Origin of the sequence: Clostridium sp. YIM B02500 (genome assembly GCF_022324665.1) — a bacterium.
GTDB classification, from domain to species: domain Bacteria; phylum Bacillota; class Clostridia; order Clostridiales; family Clostridiaceae; genus Clostridium; species Clostridium beijerinckii.
Window position 1 is genome coordinate 24,365 of sequence record NZ_JAKGTE010000032.1, and the last position, 19,858, is coordinate 44,222.

16 protein-coding genes are annotated in these 19,858 nt (G+C 31.1%); 11 read left to right on the forward strand and 5 right to left on the reverse strand.

Annotated elements, in window-relative coordinates:
* The first annotated feature begins 44 nt into the window (after nt 1–44).
* Together L1S46_RS21095 and L1S46_RS21100 are read left to right on the forward strand one after the other, a co-directional pair.
* A complete protein-coding gene (locus L1S46_RS21095; protein ID WP_077856444.1) occupies nt 45–728 on the forward strand; it encodes an ABC transporter ATP-binding protein in 684 nt (227 codons plus the stop codon).
* On the forward strand, nt 725–3,334 hold the full coding sequence (locus L1S46_RS21100) for an FtsX-like permease family protein (protein WP_238900855.1): 2,610 nt from the start codon (nt 725–727) through the stop codon (nt 3,332–3,334). Before L1S46_RS21095 ends, L1S46_RS21100 begins: the two co-directional genes overlap by 4 nt.
* Before the next feature lie 110 nt (nt 3,335–3,444).
* On the opposite strand, the gene L1S46_RS21105 is transcribed toward L1S46_RS21100, so the two are convergent.
* Both L1S46_RS21105 and L1S46_RS21110 read right to left on the reverse strand, forming a co-directional pair.
* Nucleotides 3,445–4,383, reverse strand: coding sequence for an FAD:protein FMN transferase (locus tag L1S46_RS21105; protein WP_238900856.1), 939 nt, complete (start codon nt 4,381–4,383; stop codon nt 3,445–3,447).
* Nucleotides 4,376–5,323, reverse strand: a complete 948-nt coding sequence (locus L1S46_RS21110; protein WP_077869960.1) for a LysR family transcriptional regulator — start codon at nt 5,321–5,323, stop codon at nt 4,376–4,378. The genes L1S46_RS21105 and L1S46_RS21110 overlap by 8 nt, the downstream gene beginning before the upstream one ends.
* A gap of 252 nt (nt 5,324–5,575) precedes the next feature.
* Between L1S46_RS21110 and L1S46_RS21115 the strand changes: the two genes are divergently transcribed.
* From L1S46_RS21115 to L1S46_RS21140, 6 genes are all read left to right on the forward strand, one after another.
* Nucleotides 5,576–6,175: an NADPH-dependent FMN reductase gene (locus L1S46_RS21115; protein WP_238900857.1), complete on the forward strand. Its 600-nt coding sequence runs from the start codon at nt 5,576–5,578 to the stop codon at nt 6,173–6,175.
* Nucleotides 6,176–6,189: 14 nt separating this feature from the next.
* Entirely contained in the window at nt 6,190–8,613 is a 2,424-nt protein-coding gene (locus L1S46_RS21120) for a flavocytochrome c (protein ID WP_238900858.1), read from the forward strand.
* Nucleotides 8,614–9,011: 398 nt separating this feature from the next.
* Nucleotides 9,012–9,380, forward strand: a complete 369-nt coding sequence (locus L1S46_RS21125; RefSeq protein ID WP_077306277.1) for a DUF1304 domain-containing protein — start codon at nt 9,012–9,014, stop codon at nt 9,378–9,380.
* 82 nt (nt 9,381–9,462) lie between these two features.
* The gene (locus tag L1S46_RS21130; protein ID WP_238900859.1) at nt 9,463–10,188 is read left to right on the forward strand and encodes a DsbA family oxidoreductase; all 726 of its coding nucleotides are present in this window, start codon (nt 9,463–9,465) and stop codon (nt 10,186–10,188) included.
* Nucleotides 10,189–10,408: 220 nt separating this feature from the next.
* Nucleotides 10,409–11,728, forward strand: coding sequence for an SEC-C metal-binding domain-containing protein (locus tag L1S46_RS21135; protein WP_238900860.1), 1,320 nt, complete (start codon nt 10,409–10,411; stop codon nt 11,726–11,728).
* 251 nt (nt 11,729–11,979) lie between these two features.
* Nucleotides 11,980–12,588, forward strand: coding sequence for a hypothetical protein (locus L1S46_RS21140; protein ID WP_238900861.1), 609 nt, complete (start codon nt 11,980–11,982; stop codon nt 12,586–12,588).
* 293 nt (nt 12,589–12,881) lie between these two features.
* Here the strand turns inward: L1S46_RS21140 and L1S46_RS21145 are convergent, their stop codons facing one another.
* A complete protein-coding gene (locus tag L1S46_RS21145; RefSeq protein ID WP_238900862.1) occupies nt 12,882–13,043 on the reverse strand; it encodes a hypothetical protein in 162 nt (53 codons plus the stop codon).
* Between the two features lie 289 nt (nt 13,044–13,332).
* On the opposite strand from L1S46_RS21145, the gene L1S46_RS21150 reads away from it, so the two are divergent.
* Together L1S46_RS21150 and L1S46_RS21155 are read left to right on the forward strand one after the other, a co-directional pair.
* Nucleotides 13,333–14,577, forward strand: coding sequence for an ammonium transporter (locus L1S46_RS21150; protein WP_017212791.1), 1,245 nt, complete (start codon nt 13,333–13,335; stop codon nt 14,575–14,577).
* A 500-nt stretch (nt 14,578–15,077) separates the two neighbouring features.
* Nucleotides 15,078–15,473 carry a hypothetical protein gene (locus L1S46_RS21155; protein ID WP_087702702.1) on the forward strand — a complete coding sequence of 132 codons (396 nt, stop codon included), beginning with the start codon at nt 15,078–15,080 and terminating at the stop codon, nt 15,471–15,473.
* Nucleotides 15,474–15,653: 180 nt separating this feature from the next.
* On the opposite strand, the gene ppsA is transcribed toward L1S46_RS21155, so the two are convergent.
* Both ppsA and L1S46_RS21165 read right to left on the reverse strand, forming a co-directional pair.
* Nucleotides 15,654–18,278, reverse strand: coding sequence for a phosphoenolpyruvate synthase (ppsA, locus tag L1S46_RS21160; RefSeq protein ID WP_238900863.1), 2,625 nt, complete (start codon nt 18,276–18,278; stop codon nt 15,654–15,656).
* Nucleotides 18,279–18,336: 58 nt separating this feature from the next.
* Entirely contained in the window at nt 18,337–18,924 is a 588-nt protein-coding gene (locus L1S46_RS21165; RefSeq protein WP_026015896.1) for a TetR/AcrR family transcriptional regulator, read from the reverse strand.
* Between the two features lie 308 nt (nt 18,925–19,232).
* On the opposite strand from L1S46_RS21165, the gene L1S46_RS21170 reads away from it, so the two are divergent.
* On the forward strand, nt 19,233–19,847 hold the full coding sequence (locus tag L1S46_RS21170; RefSeq protein ID WP_238900864.1) for a TetR/AcrR family transcriptional regulator: 615 nt from the start codon (nt 19,233–19,235) through the stop codon (nt 19,845–19,847).
* Nucleotides 19,848–19,858 lie beyond the last annotated feature (11 nt).

Here is a 19,858-nt window from a genome sequence, read left to right on the forward strand (position 1 = left end):
CTATATATACTAAAACCATGATAAAAAAATTTGGAGGTTTTAAGATGGAAATACTAAGAATAGAACACTTATCTAAGGTATATGGCATTGGGGATACTGCGGTAAAGGCACTTAATGATGTATCCTTTTCAGTAGAAAAAGGAGAATTTGTCGCAATTATTGGACCATCAGGTTCGGGAAAATCAACTTTGCTTCATATGCTTGGAGGGGTAGATAGACCTACTAGTGGCAAGGTTTTAGTAGATAATACTGATATTTATAATTTAGATGAAACACAGCTGGCTATCTTTAGGCGCAGACAAATCGGACTTATATATCAATTTTATAATCTTATTCCAGTACTTAATGTAGAAGAAAATATTACTCTCCCACTACTGCTTGATGGACACAAAGTAGATAAAAAGCAGTTTGATGAGATAATAAAAATACTTAACTTAGAGAAAAGGCTCAATCATTTGCCTAACCAACTTTCTGGTGGACAACAACAAAGAGTGTCTATAGGAAGAGCTCTTATAAATAATCCAGCTATAATGCTTGCTGATGAGCCAACTGGAAATCTAGATAGTAAGAATAGTAGTGAAATAGTTGATTTACTAAAAATGTTTAATAAAACTTTTAACCAAACCCTTATAATAATTACTCATGATGAGCGTATTGCATTACAAGCTGACAGAATCATATCAATAGAAGATGGTGAAATTAAAAAGGATGAGGTGATTCGCTCATGAATATAATAAATAAATTGACTTTAAGGAATTTAAAATTAAATAAAAAGAGAACAATTGTAACTATAATAGGCGTAATTATCTCTGCGGCAATGGTAATTGGTGTGGCTACTCTCGTAGTTTCTTTTATGGATGTAATGCAAAGACAAAGTATAGCCAATGAAGGGGAGTGGCATGTTGTCTATAAAAATATTGATAACGTTCAGCTCCAGTCAATAAAAAGTGATAAAAATACGAAGAATGTTATTTTGAGTAGGGATTTAGGATATGCATTGTTAAATGGAAGTAAAAATGTTAGTAAACCTTACTTATTTATACAGGAGTACAACAAAGAAGGTTTTAGTAAGTTTCCAGTTAAATTAAGTAAGGGAAGGTTCCCAGAAGCTGCAAATGAAGTTGTAATTTCAGAGGACATTATAAACAATGCTAAAGTTAACTACAAAATAGGAGATACTCTAACTGCTGATATTGGTAAGAGATATTCGAAAGATAATCAAAACGACAATAGAGTTTTGACACAGAACGATTATTTTCAAAAGAATAAAGATACTCTTGGAGAAACTTTAACAAAGGAAAATACAAAAACTTATAAAATTGTAGGTATAATAAAGCGTCCTGAGTTTGAGCCCACATGGGCTCCAGGTTTTACAGTACTTGGTTATGTAGATGAAAATAATGTTACTTCGCAGGAAAAAGAAAATGCATTTGTAATATTAAAAAGTATTAACAGAGGACTATTTGATCATGCAAAAGATATAGCAGCACAAAATAAAATAAAAATAGTAGAGTTTAATAATAGCTTACTTAGATATTATGGAGTTGTTAAGGATGATTCACTGAACAATATGATTCTTGGTCTATCAGCTATAATGATTATTATAATAATGGTTGGATCTATTTCACTCATATATAATGCTTTTGCTATTTCTGTATCAGAACGTTCAAGATATTTAGGAATGCTATCAAGTGTAGGAGCTACCAAAAGACAAAAGAGAGATTCAGTGTTTTTTGAAGGAGCAGTCATAGGGGTAATAGGTATTCCGATTGGAATTATTTGCGGATTTTTAGGTATGGGCCTTACGTTCCTATGTGTAAACTCTATGATTAGGGGAGTTTTGGGAATTACTGAAAACTTTAGGATAGTTGTATCGCCGTTAATTGTTATTGCTGCAATTGTAGTTTCTGCTCTTACTATATTAATATCAACATATATTCCTGCAAAAAGAGCTTCAAGTATATCTGCTATCGATGCTATTCGCCAAACCTCGGATATAAAATTAACAGATAAAGAGATAAAAACTTCAAGGTTTACAGAAAAAGTGTTTGGTATTGAGGGAAATATAGGACTTAAGAATTTAAAAAGAAATAAAGGTAGATATAAGGCAACAGTATTTTCTTTGACTATCAGCATGATATTGTTTTTAAGTGTAAACTCTTTTACTTCGGATTTAAAGAAATCTGTTATTTTAAGTCAAGATGGAATAAACTTTGATATAAATGTATTGATTACAGGTAAAAATGCAGAGGAAAAAAACAATACAGTTAAAAAAATAAGCGCTCTTGATAACATAAAAGAGCTCAGCCAAGTAAATACTTTCGATGCAAGGGTATGGATTAATGAAAACTCCATGGCAGACTACTTGAAAGGTGACGACAAAAGTATAATGAAAAATGGAGCATATCCTTATAGTATTAAGGTAAATGCATTAGATAACGAAGCTCTTAAAATATATGCAAAAGAAGTTGGAGTAGATTTTAACTTATTAAAGGATACAAATAAAATTTCTGTAATAGTTATTGATACAGTTAAATATAAAGATATGCAGACTAAAAAATATGTCCAAACAAAGGCAGTAAAAGTAAATAAGGGAGAAAAGCTAGATTTGCTTTATCATAGCTTTGAACCAGAAAAAGATGAGTCGCTAACATCAGTAGAAATAGCAGATGCTACAGATAAATTACCTACAGGAGTTTTTTCTGAAGGGACAAATCCAGAATTTAACATTATAGTATCTAGAGAAGTATTTGATAAAATAATAGGTGTTCGTGGGAATATAGTTGAAAGCATAGATACAAACTTATTTATAAATAGTAATGATCCTGTAACACTTCAGACAGATATTGAAACTATTATAAATGCTGGAGGGGACAATAAAATTTCTATTCAAAATGTATTTATGAATAGACAAAGAGAAAATCAGATCATTGTGCTTATGTCAGTTTTTGGATATGGATTTGTTGCACTAATTATAGCTATCTGCGTTGCAAATATACTTAACACAATATCCACTAGTGTTGCTCTTAGGAAGAGAGAGTTTGCCATTTTAAAATCTGTTGGAATGACACCAAAAAGCTTCAATAAAATGATAAACTATGAAAGTATATTCTATGGCATTAAATCACTTGCATATGGACTTCCACTAAGCATTGGAATAATGTATTTAATTCATAAAATAATCATGGGAAAATTTAATTTTAGTTTTATTCTTCCATGGGTAAGCATTTTATCAGCTGTAGTTTCTGTATTTATAATTGTGGGGGTAGCAATGCTTTATTCTAGCTCAAGAGTAAAAAAGGAGAATATTATAGATGCACTCAAGAGTGAATAGTATCAATAGAATTATTTAATATCTATATTCTTTGGAATATTAGGCACATGAAAATAAATAACAAGTCCAAATATGCTAGCAGATGGACTTGTTATTTATTTGACTGTACCTTACATTGTTAATGGAGATATTTTTCCTTTAAGATTATCTGTATAGGCTAGTTTTCCATCCACAGTTATTACAACAGCACCCATACCCTTAATTCTATTAACTCTATGAATAATTGAAGCAGCATCTAATCCAAACAATTTAGTAGTATATATATCGCAGTCTAGCGATTTATCAGCAATAATAGTTAAAGAAGCTATATTACTTTCTATTGGGTAGCCTGTTTTGCTGTCAAATATATGGTGGTATTTACGTCCATTATTTTCAAACACCCTCTCATATATTCCTGATGTTACAACGGATTGATCTTTTATTTTGACAAGTGCCACTGCATTTCCTCTTGGTAGAAACGGATTTTGTATTCCCACATTCCAGTCACCGCTGTTTGATGGTGAGTCTCCAAAAACGAGAACATTACCGCCCATATCAACCATAGCTGAAATAGACCCATTTTCCTTAAAGAATTCCATAACTTTATCAGCAAAATAGCCCTTAGCTATGGCTCCAAGGTCTATCTCAATGCCTTTTTTTAAGAAATACACGGTCTTTTTTTCATCATCTAGTTGTATATTTTCAGGCTTTAAAAGTTCCAGTACATTTGCTATAGCTTCTTTCTCTGGTACATGTGCCTCCTTAAAACCTATTCTCCATAATTTTATTAATGGTCCTATTGCAATATTTAAATATGTATTCTCACATAAACTATGTTTTTTTCCTATTTTTATCAGCTCATACAGCTCTGCATAAACTTCTTGCGGAGCTAGTGGAGCTGTTTTTTTTAGCGTGGCAAGCTGTGAGTTATCACTGTTAGCACTAAAGACTTTTTCATAATTAATCAGCATATCACAAGCCTTTTCTGCAAGCTTTTCAGCAGATTCTCCCTTTATATATATAGAGATCTTTGTTCCCATAAGATATATTATCTTCGTATACTCATTCATTTTGCTCTCCTACAATGTAATTATTTTGTCCATGAATTAGAAATGCATCTATAAGGTCTTTATCAATATCAGTTAGTTTTTTTTCACTGTGATAAGCCATAAAATAATCTAAATTCAGTTCATCAATTGGAATTTGATATATGTTGTATTCAGATGGACACTCCTTTACATAGATGCTTTCTGGTATAAAGGTCAGTCCCAAATTACTCGTTGCAAGATTACGTACAGTGTTGATTTCGGTGCTTTCCATTATGATTTTTGGTTCCACCTTATAAACGCTTAATAATTGATCTATCTGCTTTCTTATAGCAGAACCCTTGGAAGTTAGTATCAGCTTTTGACACAATATCTTGTTTATGTCGATAGTTCCTTCTGGAATAATGGCGACATCTTTTTGATATAGATCACAGCAGCGAGGAATAATAGCACGGTATCCATGTCTGCCCCAAGTAATAGAGTTTAAGTTTGGAGAAATATTTCTTGAATTTTGTCCAAGCCAAAAATCCAATTCACCATTCAGAATGAGTTTCTCATTTTTTTCTGGTAAAGTCTCTGAAAGCTCTATTCTACAGTTTGGATGTATATCCAAAAATTTTGGTAAAAAAAGAGGCAAAAGGTAGGTCCCAAGGCTAGGAAGTACTCCTATCTTTATAACCTTGCTATCTATATCAGACACAGCTGATATTTCCCTAATCAGCTTCGCATAATTATTTTCTATTGAAGTTAAATACTGATAATATATCTTCCCCTGCTCAGTTAAGCGATATGGCAGCTTGCTACGACTTATAAGCTCACAGTTTAACTGACTTTCTATCCTTTTAATACTCTGTGTCAAGTGAGGTTGAGAAATATAAAGTGATTTGGCAGCCTTGCCATAATTACTGTATTTTAAAATGGCATCAATATAATATAAAATATCCTGAGAGTAGTATTTTGACATTTAATTCATCCTTTTGTGAAATAATTAGGCACATTAAAATAAATAACGAGTCCCAAATAGCTTTGCAAGTGGACTTGTTATTTATGTAATAGTGCCTTAACTCATATATTCTTGTGCTTGATTATAACAAATATGTTATCAAACTTCAATAAATAACTATTAGATATAATATATGTAACATGTTAAAATTATATCAAACAATTATTAAACTTATGAAGTTATGAAATTTTGAAGTACAGAAAGGGGATTACTATGAAGTATTTAGCAATTGTAGGCACTAACTCAGACGTGTCAACTAATCGTATGCTGCTTCAATTTATGCAAAAGCATTTTTCGAGTGAGGCAGAGATAGAACTATATGAAATTAAGGATTTACCTGCCTTTAATGAACCAGAGGATTCTGATGTCCCTGAAAAGGTAGCAGAATTATCTGATAAAATTTTAAAAGCAAATGGTGTAATAATAGCAACTCCAGAGTATGATCATGCCATACCTGCAGTTTTAAAGAGTGCTCTTGAATGGATTAGTTACACTAGTCAGGCACTTACTGATAAGCCTGTTTTAATAGTGGGGGCTTCTCTTGGTACACTTGGTTCTTCTCGTGCACAGGCACATCTTAGACAAATACTTGATTCACCTGAGCTTGCTGCAAGAATCATGCCAAGTAGTGAATTCCTTTTAGGAAAATCACAAGGCGCATTTGATAGCGCAGGAAATCTTATCTATTCAGATAAGCTAGCAGAGCTTGATGAAATTTTCAGAGAGTTTCTTCTATTTACAGATATTACATCAAAACTTTTAGCAGAAAAAGCTTTACATAAAAAAGTTAAAAAATTCACTTGGGAAGAGTAGGAGGATTAATATTAATGAAATTTATAGCAATTGTTGGAACTAGTGCAAAAAGATCATATAATCGTAAACTCCTTCAGTTTATGAAAAAATATTTTGAGTCAAAGGCAGAAATAGAAATACTTGAGATTACTGATGTTCCTATGTTTAATCAATCTGATAATCAGTCCTCAAGTGAAGTTATACAGATGTTCAATAATAAGATTACAGCAAGTGATGGTGTTATTATAGCTACTCCTGAGTATAATCACTCAATTCCATCTAGTCTTAAAAGCTTAATTGAATGGCTAAGCTTTGATCTTCATCCACTTGCTGGTAAATCAGTAATGATCCTTGGCGCATCTCTTGATGTTCAAGGTTCTTCACGTGCACAATTGCATCTTCGTCAAATCCTAGATGCACCAGGTGTTGATGCAAATGTAATGCCAGGATATGAGTTTTTACTTGGAAGCGCACACAAAGCGTTTGATGAGGAAGGTAATCTAAACAATGAAAGAACAATAGACTTCTTAGAAATATGCTTCCTACGTTTTATGCGTTTTGCAAAGATTTCAAATCAGCTTAATGAAGAAGAAGAGTTTACCTTTAAACCAGGAGTATATGAGGTAGATGCAATAGGTCACAGCGGAAGTCTTCCAATGAAGGTATCCTTTAGTGAAGAAAGAATAGAAAGTATAGATATAAATACAGATGGTGAGACAGAAGGACTTGCAGATGTAGTTTTTGTAAGAATACCAGATAAAATAATTGAAGGACAGACATTAAATGTTGATGCTCTTTCTGGTGCGTCAGAAACTAGTAATGCTGTACTAGACGGTGTAGCTAAAGCAGTTAAGCTTGCAGGAGTTAACCCTGACATACTTAAGAGACGTCCAAAGCCTGCTAGCAGTCTTATAAAAGAAGACGAAGAATATAGTTGTGATGTAGTAGTTGTAGGTGGAGGCGGCGCTGGATTAAGTGCAGCTGCAACAGCACTTCAGAATGGTAAAAGTGCTATTGTTCTTGAAAAATATCCAGCAGTAGGTGGAAATACCATACGTTCAGGTGGTCCTATCAATGCTGCAGATCCAGAGTGGCAGATGCAGTTTGAAGAAAATAAAGGAGAAAGACATACAATTGAAGAGCTACTAGATACAGATGAGAGCTTAATTCATCCAGAATACATAGATGATTTCCGTGCACTTAGAGAAGAGTTTTCTGCTTATAAGGAAAAGTTTGGCACACAAAAGGGACATCTATTTGATTCGCCATTACTTCACAGAATGCAAACATATTTTGGTGGTAAAAGAACTGACCTTAATGGTAACACAATATACGGCCAATATGATCTAGTAAAGATACTTACAGACAGAGCTTTAGAAAGTGTTAAATGGCTAGAGGATATAGGGGTTGAGTATGATAAGAGCATAGTATTTGCTCCAGTTGGTGCACTTTGGCGTCGTGGTCATAAACCTACAAAAAGCCATGGTTCATCATTTATACTTGCACTAACAAAATATGTGCAAGATAACTCAGGAAAAATCATTACTGATAGCCCTGTAAAAGAATTCATCATAGAAGATGGTGAAATAAAAGGAGTTATAGCAACTGGTGTCAATGGCCAAAAGATAACTGTTCATGCAAAAGCAGTAGTCCTTGCAAGTGGTGGTTTTGGTGCGAACACAAAGATGCTAAAAGAATACAACACTTACTGGAGTGAAATAGCTGATGATGTAAAAACTACCAATTCATATGCTATGACTGGTGATGGAATATTACTTGGTAAATCTGTAGGAGCAGCACTTATAGGAATGGGCTTTACTCAAATGATGCCTGTAGCTGATCCTGAAACTGGTGAATTATTCAGTGGAGTTCAAGTACCTCCTGAAAACTTTGTAATGGTAAATAAAGAAGGAAAAAGATTTATTAATGAATTCTCTGGAAGAGATGTATTAACAAAAGCTGCAATTGAACAGGGTGGTTTATTCTACCTTATAGCTGATGATGAAATAAAGAAAACCGCAGCTAATACAAGTCAAGAAAAGCTAGACCGTCAGGTAGAAGCTGGTACTTTATTTAGAGCTGATACTCTAGAAGAGCTAGCAGTAAAAGTTGGTATGGATCCTGCAGTTCTTGTAGACACAATTAATAAATATAATTCATATGTGGATTCTGGTTTTGATCCTGAATTCCATAAGGATACATTTAGCTTAAAAGTAGAGAAAGCACCGTTTTATGCTACTCCTAGAAAGCCAGCAGTTCATCATACAATGGGTGGACTTAAGATAGACACTAAAGCTCATGTATTAGATGAAAATGATAAACCAATTAAAAATCTTTATGCTGCTGGAGAAGTTGCTGGAGGTATCCATGCAGGTAACCGTCTTGGCGGTAATGCATTAACTGATATATTTACCTTCGGAAGAATTGCTGGTAAAACTGCAATTGATGAAATGAAATAGTTAAGGGTTAGATACAAAGACGAAGAGCCGATGACACGCATAAGTAAAAATGCGGTTATAGGCTCTTTCTCTTATTCTTCAATAGATATTGTACATTTGATACGATACGGTTCGCTTCCACCATGAAACCCACGAAAATCTAAACTGATTTTTATGTTTTTTTATTTTAAAGAAATGAATTCATTATAAAAATTAAGTTTTTCTTTTAAATGTTCGGTAGAGTATATATGATATCGAAATAGGTAAAAGGACTGCAGATAAAGAATAATTGCTACTGAAGTTATATACTAATTACAGCAAAAATATATTGACAAGCACAATTGTATTTATTACAATTAAATTGAAAGAAATGGATACTTACAAAGAAATAAGATTATGAATGTGCAAAGGAGGATATTATGCAGATTGTCCTAGATATTTTAGTCATTGCAGTAGCAATTGAACATATATTTATTATGTTGCTTGAGATGTTTTTTATTAAATCATCAGTTGCTAAAAGAACTTTTAATATAGATAGTAAACTTCTTGATAAAAAAGAAGTAAGAGTTATGTTTGCAAATCAAGGATTATATAATGGCTTCTTAGCTGCAGGATTATTTTGGAGCTTTTTTATATCAGAATCAATGTCAACTCAATTAAGATTTTTCTTTTTAGGATGTGTAATTATTGCTGCTATATATGGAGCAATTACATCCAATAAAAATATTTTTATAAAGCAAGGTGGTTTAGCCATATTAGCAATAATTCTATTAATTTATTTAATGTAGGAATTAACATGAGAGAATTAAGAGAAGGTTTGATTTTTAATTAAAATTTTATAATATAAATACTAGGAAGGAAGTGTTAGAAATGAAAATAGAAGTATGGTCTGATTTTGTGTGTCCATTTTGCTATATAGGCAAAAGGAGATTAGAAATTGCTTTAAGTAAATTTGAACATAGGAATGAAGTTGAATTAGTTTTTAGAAGTTTTGAGCTTGATTTAGCAGCTAAAAAGAAATTTGATGGAAATATTCATGAAATAATAGCAAAAAAGTATGGCATATCAGTAGAGCAAGCTAAAGCATCAAATAATCAAATTGTTGAACAAGCTAAGGCTATTGGTCTTGACTATAATTTTGATAAATTAATCCCAACTAATACTTTTGATGCACATAGGATAACACACTATGCAAAAACAGAAGGAAAGATGAATGAATTAGCAGAAAGAATTTTAAAAGCATACTTTATAGATTCACTAAATATATCTGATTATAAAGTATTGGCTGGCCTAGCTGGTGAAGTTGGTCTTAATATTGATAAAGCTTTACAAGTATTGGAATCAGATAAGTATGGAGCGGAAGTGAGAAGGGACGAAGAAAGCGCCTCAAAGCTTAAAATAAACAGTGTTCCTTACTTTGTATTTAATAATAAATATGCAATATCTGGTGCGCAACAACCTGAGTTATTTTTAGAGATATTGGAGAAAGTAAGAAAAGAAGAACTTTCATTACCAATAGAGAAATTTACAGTGGAAGAACAAAGTCAAGATGATATTAGTTTAGGAATTTGTTCAGATGGCAAGTGTAAAATTTGAGACTGTATTGGAATGATTAATTTTTTGAAAAATTAATAAAGAACTAAGACTTGGCTATTTCAAAATAGGAATTTAATTTCAATTTTGAAATAGCCTTTGGTATTTTATCAGATAAAATAGAAAGTACTAGTGAGTTATTGACTTAAATTTAATTTATATATAAAATCAAATTTGTGCTTAAGAATTAGCTTGATTTTATATACAGAGGAGATAGAATTATTTGAAGAAAAAGGATGATTATAATAAACAAATAAAAAATGGAGAAGAAAATACAGGGAAATGCATTGAGATGAAAAAGTGTAATGAAGAGGAAAAAGAAAATAATAAATGCAAAAACTGTGGAGAACCAGCAAGTTATTTTAGTGATGAAAATAATGGTTGGCTATGTGAGGATTGCAGGAGCATAGAAGATAGATTAGATAAACTTGCTAATAAAATAGAGAAAAAGCTAAGTAAAAGAGTTTATTCTTTTGATTTAAATGAATTAATAAATTGTTTGTCTAAAGATGAAATATATAATATAGCAAGAAATCTTGGAGTAAATAAGATATCAGGTTTAAATAAAGAAAACTTAATTGAAACATTACTTAAAGAATATAAGAATTTGGTTGAAAAAAGAGCTTTATTTTTTGACGAGGAAAGATATAGGATTTTAAAAAGTTATGTGGATAGCAAAGGTGTAAAACTTTTTGATGATATTGATGAAGACGAAGCAGATAAGAGCGTATATTTTATACAGCAAGGAATGCTCTTTCCAACTGTAAAAGATGGTGTATCAATATTTTTAATGCCTGAAATAGTACAAGCATTAATAAAAGAAAGAAATAATATTGAATATAGACGTGTAATAAAATTCAATAGTGAAATTGTAAATATCTTTAGGGCAATGAATAAAGTATATGGTATTTTAAAACTAACAGATGCTAAAGAGATAATAGAAAGATATTTGAATATAGAAAATTGTGAATTAGAAGAGTTAATTAGAGAGGCAACATATTACTACAATGAATATAGAGAAGAAGGAATGTTTATTGTTAATAATGAAATAGATAATTTCGATGAACTATTAAAGGATATAGATACAGAAAAAGATTTGAGTTATGCCATGATTTCGAAAGAAGAATTATTAAATATGTTAGAAGAAAATTGGGTTTATAATAGTAAAGCAGGAAAAACTTTTTATAAAGAGTTTACTAATATGTTTAGAGTAGATAGAGACATGTTAATAGCTATGATGGAAGACTTGATTTTTGATGTTCAAGAAAATGAACCTAAAGATGCAGTAGATAAAATGATAGAATTAATTAATATTGAAAATGAAGAAGCCAGATATGTTGCATCGAGTATGATGAATAAATTTGTTAAGAAAATTAGGTTATGGAGATATAAGGGTTCAACCACTAATGATATTAAATCAAATGTAGTTAGCTTAAAGGCAAATAAGGATATAAAAAGAAATGATCCTTGTCCATGTGGTAGTGAAAAAAAATATAAAAAGTGTTGCGGTAAAGATGAGAAGGTTATTAATTTATTTGAATAATTATTAGATAACTTTAATTAAGGAACAAGAAATAAAATAACAAATTAAGTATACAAAATATACAAGTATAATTATTAGTTATTTTTTTGACGGTTCCTTGTTAATTTTCAAAATATTATTCATTATAATTGCTCCTTTTATTTTATTGTGATAAAATTATCGCGTACCTTGATAATAATTTAATACAAATATTTTTACGAGTACAATTATTTTAATACATAGTATCTTAAAAGATACCAAGGAGTGTAAGCATGCAAGAAAACTTAAGCTTAGAAAATTTAAATGCAGAAGAAATATGGGAAAAGTTATATAACAAAGAATTAAATTGTAAGAAGAACATTTTAGAATATATTGATATTGCTAAGATACTAAAAAAGGGTGAGGCTGACCCAGAAAAGATTCAAGATACTTATAATTTTATCTATGATAATATTGAGAAGATGTCAGATAAAGTTAAACCTAATACTATTATGTATCTTCAAAATGAATTAAAAAATCAGTTTGGCAAATATGTAGTTGAAAAGGAGCCTAAAGAAGAAGATGCCTTTATAAAATTCTTTAAGGAGGCATACCCTGTAAAAGATAGAAGAAAAGATTTTACTTGGGTTATGATGAATATTAATAACATAGTGGAAGAACAAATTTGGACTACATTAATTCACATTAACAGAGAATATATATGTAAAAGAATTAAATTAGAAGCTGAAGAAAAAGAAGCTATAATTAAAATGATAGAAAAGGTAATTAAAAAAGATAATATAAAATATATTAATCGAATAAAAAGTTTAGATAAAGTATTAAATAATTTAAATATTAAAATAGTAAATGACAAGGATAAATTCAAGGTTAAAAAATTATAATTATGTAAAAAGAATTTTAGTAATGCACAAGAGCATTGTTAAAATTCTTTTTTATTCTCTAGGAATTTATATTCGATTCAAATCTGTGGATAACTTATGAAAAGGCTGATTAAGAATGTTATGTTTTATAAAGAGAATAAAAGAGAAAATATATTCGCCTGCCAGATTTTTCTCACATGCGTTCGAAAAGGCAGATGCGTAAAAAAATCTCCGGCTCCACAGTCGCCTGCGATTTTGTTCTTGATAAAGATTTTTAAAGCTGTAGTCATATTTTTTATATACAAAGTATAAGATTAGTGAAAATGGGCTATTGTTGAGCCTATTTTTGGGGGTTGTTCTTTTACTGGATCTACATGAATTACCATGCAGATATTCAAATCATTAGAAATTTCATTTTCAGCTGCATCAATTGTTTCCTTCGTTATGGCTATTGCCCCTATATTAGAATTATTCAATGTTTTATAGATCACTTGAGGATTTAATCATCGTTATGATAATAAAATAATCATTTGTATTTTTAAATGTAAATAATATTGACAAAATTCCGTGAGAATAATATACTATGAAATAAGAACGACGATGTTCGACAAACATACTTTAAAAAGTATATTTTTCGGATGTCGTTTTTTTATACAAAAAATAGGACATTATTTAGTTGAGAAAAAGAATTCAAAAATTAAAAAAACTTATACATAAATAGCTGAAATTTTGTTTTGAGATTTAACATACTAAGGAGGATTTTATATGGAAATTAATTTAGGCGATTGCAGTTTTATATTAATCTGTTCAGCACTTGTACTTTTAATGACACCAGGACTTGCATTTTTTTATGGTGGAATGGTTCGTAGGAAAAATGTTTTAAATACATTGATGTCTTCATTCTTTGTTTGTGGATTAGCATCAATAATGTGGGTTTTAGTAGGTTATTCATTGTCTTTTGGTAATGATTTTCATGGGATAATAGGTGGACTTAATTTCTTAGGTTTTAATGGGGTAGGAGCAGAGCCTTCAGCATATGCACCTACAATACCTCAAGAGCTTTTTGCTGCATTTCAAATGATGTTTGCAATAATTACTCCAGCGCTTATAACTGGAGCTTTAGTAGAAAGAATGAAGTTTTCAGCATTGTTCATATTTGTAGCTATATGGTCACTTTTAGTATATTATCCAATGGCACATATGGTATGGGGAGCTGGTGGATTAATAAGTTCTTTAGGTGCCGTTGATTTTGCAGGAGGAAATGTAGTTCATATAAGCTCAGGTATTTCGGGCCTTGTAGCTTGTATTATGTTAGGTAAGAGACGTGGACATGGAATTATGGCATATAGACCACATAATATTCCATTTGTAGTTCTTGGAGTAGCATTACTTTGGTTTGGGTGGTTTGGATTTAATGCAGGTAGTGCGCTTGGAGCTGGTCCACTTGCTGTACATGCATTCATGACAACAAATACTGCAGCAGCTGCAGCTATGCTTTCATGGATGTTAATTGAAAAAGTAAAACATGGTAAGCCAACATTACTTGGAGCAGCAACAGGAGCAGTATTGGGGTTAGTTGCAATTACACCAGGAGCAGGTTTTGTTCCACTTTGGTCATCAATTATAATTGGTATAGCAGTATCTCCAATTTGTTTCTTCTTTGTGGAAAAAGTAAAAGCTAAGTTTGGATATGATGATGCACTTGATGCTTTTGGATGTCATGGAATCGGTGGAATTTGGGGTGGTATTGCAACTGGAATTTTTGGACAAACTGCAATTAATCCTGTAGCACAATGGAATGGTCTTTTCTATGGAGATGTTAAACTTTTCATTGCACAAATAATGAGTATTGTAATAACAATAATATTTGCAGGTGGGATGACTTTCTTAATTATAAAAGTTATGAAAATGTTTATGGATATTAGAGTTGATAGCTCAGAAGAAGCTGATGGACTTGATGTAGCTGAACATGGGGAATCTGCTTATCCATCATTTAATGGATTAGACTAGGAATATAATGCATGAATGCATAAAATGGAGAAAGTATAATATTAAAAAATAGAATTAAAAAAATTCTATGGTGGATTTCAAAGGTCGTGCTTCGCCGCCAACATGAAACCTACGACAATACATTAAGAGGATAACCGCTGCATGGCGGAAATTCACAAAGGGACTGTCGCACTAAATATGCTAGTTTTGCAACAGCCCCTTTATTTTGCTTTGAAACATATCCACTGGTGAAAATTTAAACCTTCGAGATATTTAATTTAATGATGCAAGAATAAAGTTAAGTTAAATAATCTTTAGAAAATCCTTAGAAATATAGCAAGGTATTCTTTAAAAATTATGCTTATTATTAGAATATAGCTGGTAAAAATAAGATTTTTAGAAGGAAAGATGGCATAGTATTTATATGATCGTAGAATATCTATGATTTATTAAGAAACAAATACATAATTCTTTAAAACTGATTATATTTTTATCATAATATTTTAATAAAGGAGGATATCATGAAATTAAACTCTTATCAAAAATCTTTTGTATGCATTATACTTTTTGGATTAATTGCATTATTATCATGTTACACAGTTATAAAAGAAAATAATAAAACAACATCAATAACTAGGCGTATGAGTACAAATAGAGAATGGACAGATTCTTCAAAAATTCCTTATACAATTACTTTTAATCAAGGAGATATTATACGATTTAATTATAAATCAACTATTAACGATGGAAAGTTATTGCTAAGATTTGTTGATTCACAAGGAAACTTAATATATGAGTTTGATACAGGGAAAAAGGGAGAAAAGGATATAAAAATAGAGAAAACCGACATATATGAGCTTTTTATAGAAGGAGATAAATTTAAAGGAAATTACGAGATAATATGTGAAAAATCTTAAATAATAAAGTAGCAACTCAGTATGCTATGTTCTACCTTTGAGTACTGCGGCTTATCAATTTTCTTTTCTCTTTTCATGAGTATAGTACCTCCGTTTTGGGTTTAAAAAAAGCGGCTCAAATTGGGCCGCTTATTATAGTTGTACTTTTATTTATATTGAATAATAAAATATACTATTAGGTTATAATATTTCTATATAACCTTCAGTTCCATTTATTCTAATTCGTTGACCATCTTTGATAAGTTTAGTAGCGTCATCTACGCCTGCCACTGCTGGAAGACCATATTCCCTAGCAACAACAGCACCATGAGTCATCATTCCACCCACTTCTGTTACCAAACCTTTAACAAGAACAAAGATTGGTGTCCAGCTTGGATCGGTGAATTTTGTAATTAAAATATCGCCTTCTTCTATTTTTGCTTCATTCATATTTAAAATAACTCTAGCTCGCCCTTCAACAATACCAGAAGAAACAGGGGTTCCAGCTATTGCTCCTTTTGGCATATTACCTGTATCGTATTCGCCTGAAATTATTTCTCCATCAGAAGTCATTATACGAGGTGGTGTCAATTTCTTATAAATTTCGTATTCTTCTTTCCGCTTATTTATGATGCTGTAGTTAACACGTTTTGTTTTAACTGCTTCTTTAAGTTCATCAAAGGTTAGATAATATATATCATCTATGTCTTTGATTACATCATCTTGTTTTAAGGTTTCGGCTTCTTTGAGTAATGCCTGTTTTACAATCCAGAAATAACAGATTAAAAGATATTTATTGTACTCTCTATAGCCAGCAAAATTACGTAAAACACTTATGACTTTCTTTGTCTTTTTTAACTTCCTATTACCACCAGGCAGCTGCTTCAAGCGACTTAATATTTCAGCTTTTTTTTGTTTAGCTTCAAGAAGTCCTTGTTCAAATTTAGCACTGTGGGCATTAGGTTCAAAATTCTTTATATTGCTTAGTATTAGTGGAACAAGAAGCATTGGGTCTTCGTTCCATCTTGTTCTGGTAATATCAATTTCTCCAGAGCAGCGCATACCATATTTTTTAAGATAACTGTGAATAGAGTCGCTGACAATATTACCTCCATCTATTTTACTTAAATCTTCAAAGAAAGTTTCTCTTTTTGCATTCTCAAGATATTTAATTACAGCTGGATACTGTCTTATTACATCTGCTACATCAAGGAGCTCTAATCCCATTTCGGAAGTAACGTTGTTTGATACTGATTGAGCGAGGGTATCTGCTACACTTTTTTCATCAAGCCATTTCTTCATATTTTTGTTTATCCAGTTAGAGGCATAAGATCCTGCAAAATAAGCTCCATAGACTTTAAACATAGCAGCCTTTATATCCTTCATGTCCTTTACAATGAAATCAAAGAGCTCCTCTCCAGAAATAGAAGAAAATATTTGTTCTTTATTCCTAAGCAGTGCTTGATTTTCAGCTACGGATTTTTCAACAAAAGCTGGATCATTTCTGAGATATTCCTTTATCATCTGGATTCCAAAAGATAGGACACCTCCTTCTACATTTAAAGATGTCTTTCCTTTAGGAAGCGATTTAAGGTATTCTTTTCGTTTTTGAAGATTTATAAGTGCACTCTTCATCAAAACATCTACCTTGTCTAAACCACTGATAAAAAGCTTTCTAGCTATTGGTGAAGCAAGATCATGGGATATATCCATATACAATCTTCCGCCTATCACGGGCATATTTGTTTGTATTCCAAATTGCTTAAAGAATATTTGGAAGAAACTTAAACCTAATGGTCTCATGGCTTCTGTCATCATTTGTCTATGAGCAAAGGATAAATAAACATGGTTTTTATTATCATTAACTTGTGGTGAAGGATATAAAGTAGTAATTGGACGACTTTGAACAACATAGAATTTATCATCATAAAGGCACCACTCAATATCCTGTGGACGACCAAAATAAGACTCAATCTTTCTACCCATATTACTAAGCTGTAAAATTTGATCATCTGTCAGTGTCTGCATATTTTGACGCTCACCTGTAATTGCTCTTTCTTCAGTACCGCCTTCTTTTAATGCATAAATTGCAAGTTTTTTAGCAGATATCTTTTTATCAATAATTTTATTTTCCTGCACTTTATAAATATCAGAATTCACGAGTCCTGAAACCAAAGCTTCACCAAGCCCAAAGCTGGCATCAATAGATACTATCTTTCTATTAGATGTAATAGGATCAGTTGTAAACATAATTCCTGCAGCTTGAGGAAACACCATTTTTTGAATAACTACAGATAACTGAACCTTGCTATGATCAAAGTCATTTTGCATACGGTAGATTACGGCTCTATCTGTAAACAGTGATGCCCAGCACTTACTTATATGCTTAAGAATAGAAGGCTTTCTCATAATATTTAAATACGTATCCTGCTGTCCTGCAAATGAAGCTGCTGGCAAATCCTCTGCTGTAGCACTAGAACGTACAGCATAAGCATTTATTTCGCCAAGTTTTGAAAGGTGAAAGGTTATTTCAGCATCTATATCCTTTGGAATTTCTATCTCCTCAATAACTTTACGAATCTTTCCGCTTATTTCACCGATTTTTTCTATGTTTTCTATATTTAAAAGGGATAATTCACTTAATAGTGAATTAAATTCGTTGTTGTATCCAATTATCTTTTTATAAGCTTCAGTAGTTATACAAAATCCTTCTGGTACAAGTATTCCATTAATCCTAGATAATTCTCCAAGATTAGCACCCTTACCTCCAACAATCATAAGTTTTGTTTTATCAATTTCTTGAAAGCCAAGTACATATGGATTCATAGCTATTTTCCTCCTTAATTCAATGCATAAAACAATTAGATAATTTTATTATTAACCCTTAATTATTTTTGATTCCTTCTTTAATTATATTAATGGCATCGATAACTTTTTTTAAATACTCATTTTCATTAAAGCCGCTTTTGAAAAATTCCTCTAAGCTATATGAGAAAAGCATATCCAAAACTATATCAGTATTAACTTCCTGCCTTATAAGACCGCATTCCTTATTATGTTTTAGTTGTTTTCTATACTTTTCAATGGAAGCAGTACGAAATTTAGCAATAAATTCAGAGTTATCCATTTGCATAAGCATACCTATCTTGGTGTATTCAGGTTTAGCATTACCTAATTCAAGTGAATCTTTAGTTTTTTGTATAAAAGTTTCAAAAAAATCAGCGTCTGGATTTAAAACTCTTTCAGGGATAAGTTTTTTCTTTTCATTTGAAATTTCTTCTATCATATATAAGTAGAGGTCTTCTTTATCATTAAAGTATTGATAAAAGCTTCCACGTGGTATTCCAGCAGTTTTAATAATCTGGTTAATAGATGCATCGCTGAAAGAATTGGTGGAGAATTCCTGTATAGCAGCATTAAAAATTCTTTGCTTTTTATCTTCATTTAAATTTTTAAAAGTGTCTTTTGGCACAATATCATCTCCTCTTGAAGACATCATAGCATAATTAATTTTGTATGACAAGTATGTCATGTGACAAAGTTGTCATGTAAGAAATGGAATTATTGAGCATGAGGGATAAGAAAAGGTGAAGAATTACATCCATCAATATAGTCTAAAGCTCTAGATTAGAGTTTAGAATTATTAATAACCATCTTTTGGTCGTGGTTTTTATTTTAAAGTCTTAATATAAAGAATATTGACTTCTAAAAATATTTGATTTAGTATAAAGTTATACTGAGTTCAAAAATATACGAAGTATAAAAATCGGAGGGGTTTTGATGATAAATAGAAGAGAACGTAAAAAAGAATTGACTAAGGAAATAATAATTGATAGTGCATTAGCTCTTTTTGAAGAAAAAGGTTTTCAAGAAACCTATATGGAGGAAATAGCAACGAAATCAGATATTTCTAAGGGTACGTTATATAATTATTTCCAAGATAAAGAGTCAATATTATCAGCTTATTTTCAGGCTCTTATAAATAATCATGATAACAATTTTAGTGAAGTTAGTGAAAAATTCAAAGAAACAAGAGATATAAAAGAAACATTGAATAAGATACTAGATTTCATAAATCATATATTTAGAGAAAATATTCAATATACAGCAATTTATTTTAGATACAGACTCCAAACACTTTTTAATGTTAATCCCATAGATAATACTAATAGAAGTGGATTGGAAAATTTGATTTCAGAAGTTATAAAAAACGCGCAAGAAAATAACCAGCTTAGGAATGACATTTCTTCAATAATAATGGCGAGAAATTTTCAATTCATGTATATGAATTATTTTATTTCAAGTATTTATGGAAATGAGAATATCGATTTAGAATTGTCAAAGTGCCAAATTATAGAATTATTTTTAAATGGAGCAAAGCTTCAAAAAAATTAGTGGAGTAAGGG

What these genes read in the sequence shown, in the direction of transcription:
- L1S46_RS21105 (WP_238900856.1), bottom strand. Translation starts at nt 4,383, where the DNA reads ATGAATGAGTATACGAAGATAATATATCTTATGGGAACAAAGATCTCT.
- L1S46_RS21155 (WP_087702702.1), top strand. Translation starts at nt 15,078, where the DNA reads ATGAAATTAAACTCTTATCAAAAATCTTTTGTATGCATTATACTTTTT.
- L1S46_RS21150 (WP_017212791.1), top strand. Translation starts at nt 13,333, where the DNA reads ATGGAAATTAATTTAGGCGATTGCAGTTTTATATTAATCTGTTCAGCA.
- L1S46_RS21100 (WP_238900855.1), top strand. Translation starts at nt 725, where the DNA reads ATGAATATAATAAATAAATTGACTTTAAGGAATTTAAAATTAAATAAA.
- L1S46_RS21130 (WP_238900859.1), top strand. Translation starts at nt 9,463, where the DNA reads ATGAAAATAGAAGTATGGTCTGATTTTGTGTGTCCATTTTGCTATATA.
- L1S46_RS21125 (WP_077306277.1), top strand. Translation starts at nt 9,012, where the DNA reads ATGCAGATTGTCCTAGATATTTTAGTCATTGCAGTAGCAATTGAACAT.
- ppsA (WP_238900863.1), bottom strand. Translation starts at nt 18,278, where the DNA reads ATGAATCCATATGTACTTGGCTTTCAAGAAATTGATAAAACAAAACTT.
- L1S46_RS21140 (WP_238900861.1), top strand. Translation starts at nt 11,980, where the DNA reads ATGCAAGAAAACTTAAGCTTAGAAAATTTAAATGCAGAAGAAATATGG.
- L1S46_RS21095 (WP_077856444.1), top strand. Translation starts at nt 45, where the DNA reads ATGGAAATACTAAGAATAGAACACTTATCTAAGGTATATGGCATTGGG.
- L1S46_RS21115 (WP_238900857.1), top strand. Translation starts at nt 5,576, where the DNA reads ATGAAGTATTTAGCAATTGTAGGCACTAACTCAGACGTGTCAACTAAT.
- L1S46_RS21120 (WP_238900858.1), top strand. Translation starts at nt 6,190, where the DNA reads ATGAAATTTATAGCAATTGTTGGAACTAGTGCAAAAAGATCATATAAT.
- L1S46_RS21170 (WP_238900864.1), top strand. Translation starts at nt 19,233, where the DNA reads ATGATAAATAGAAGAGAACGTAAAAAAGAATTGACTAAGGAAATAATA.
- L1S46_RS21110 (WP_077869960.1), bottom strand. Translation starts at nt 5,323, where the DNA reads ATGTCAAAATACTACTCTCAGGATATTTTATATTATATTGATGCCATT.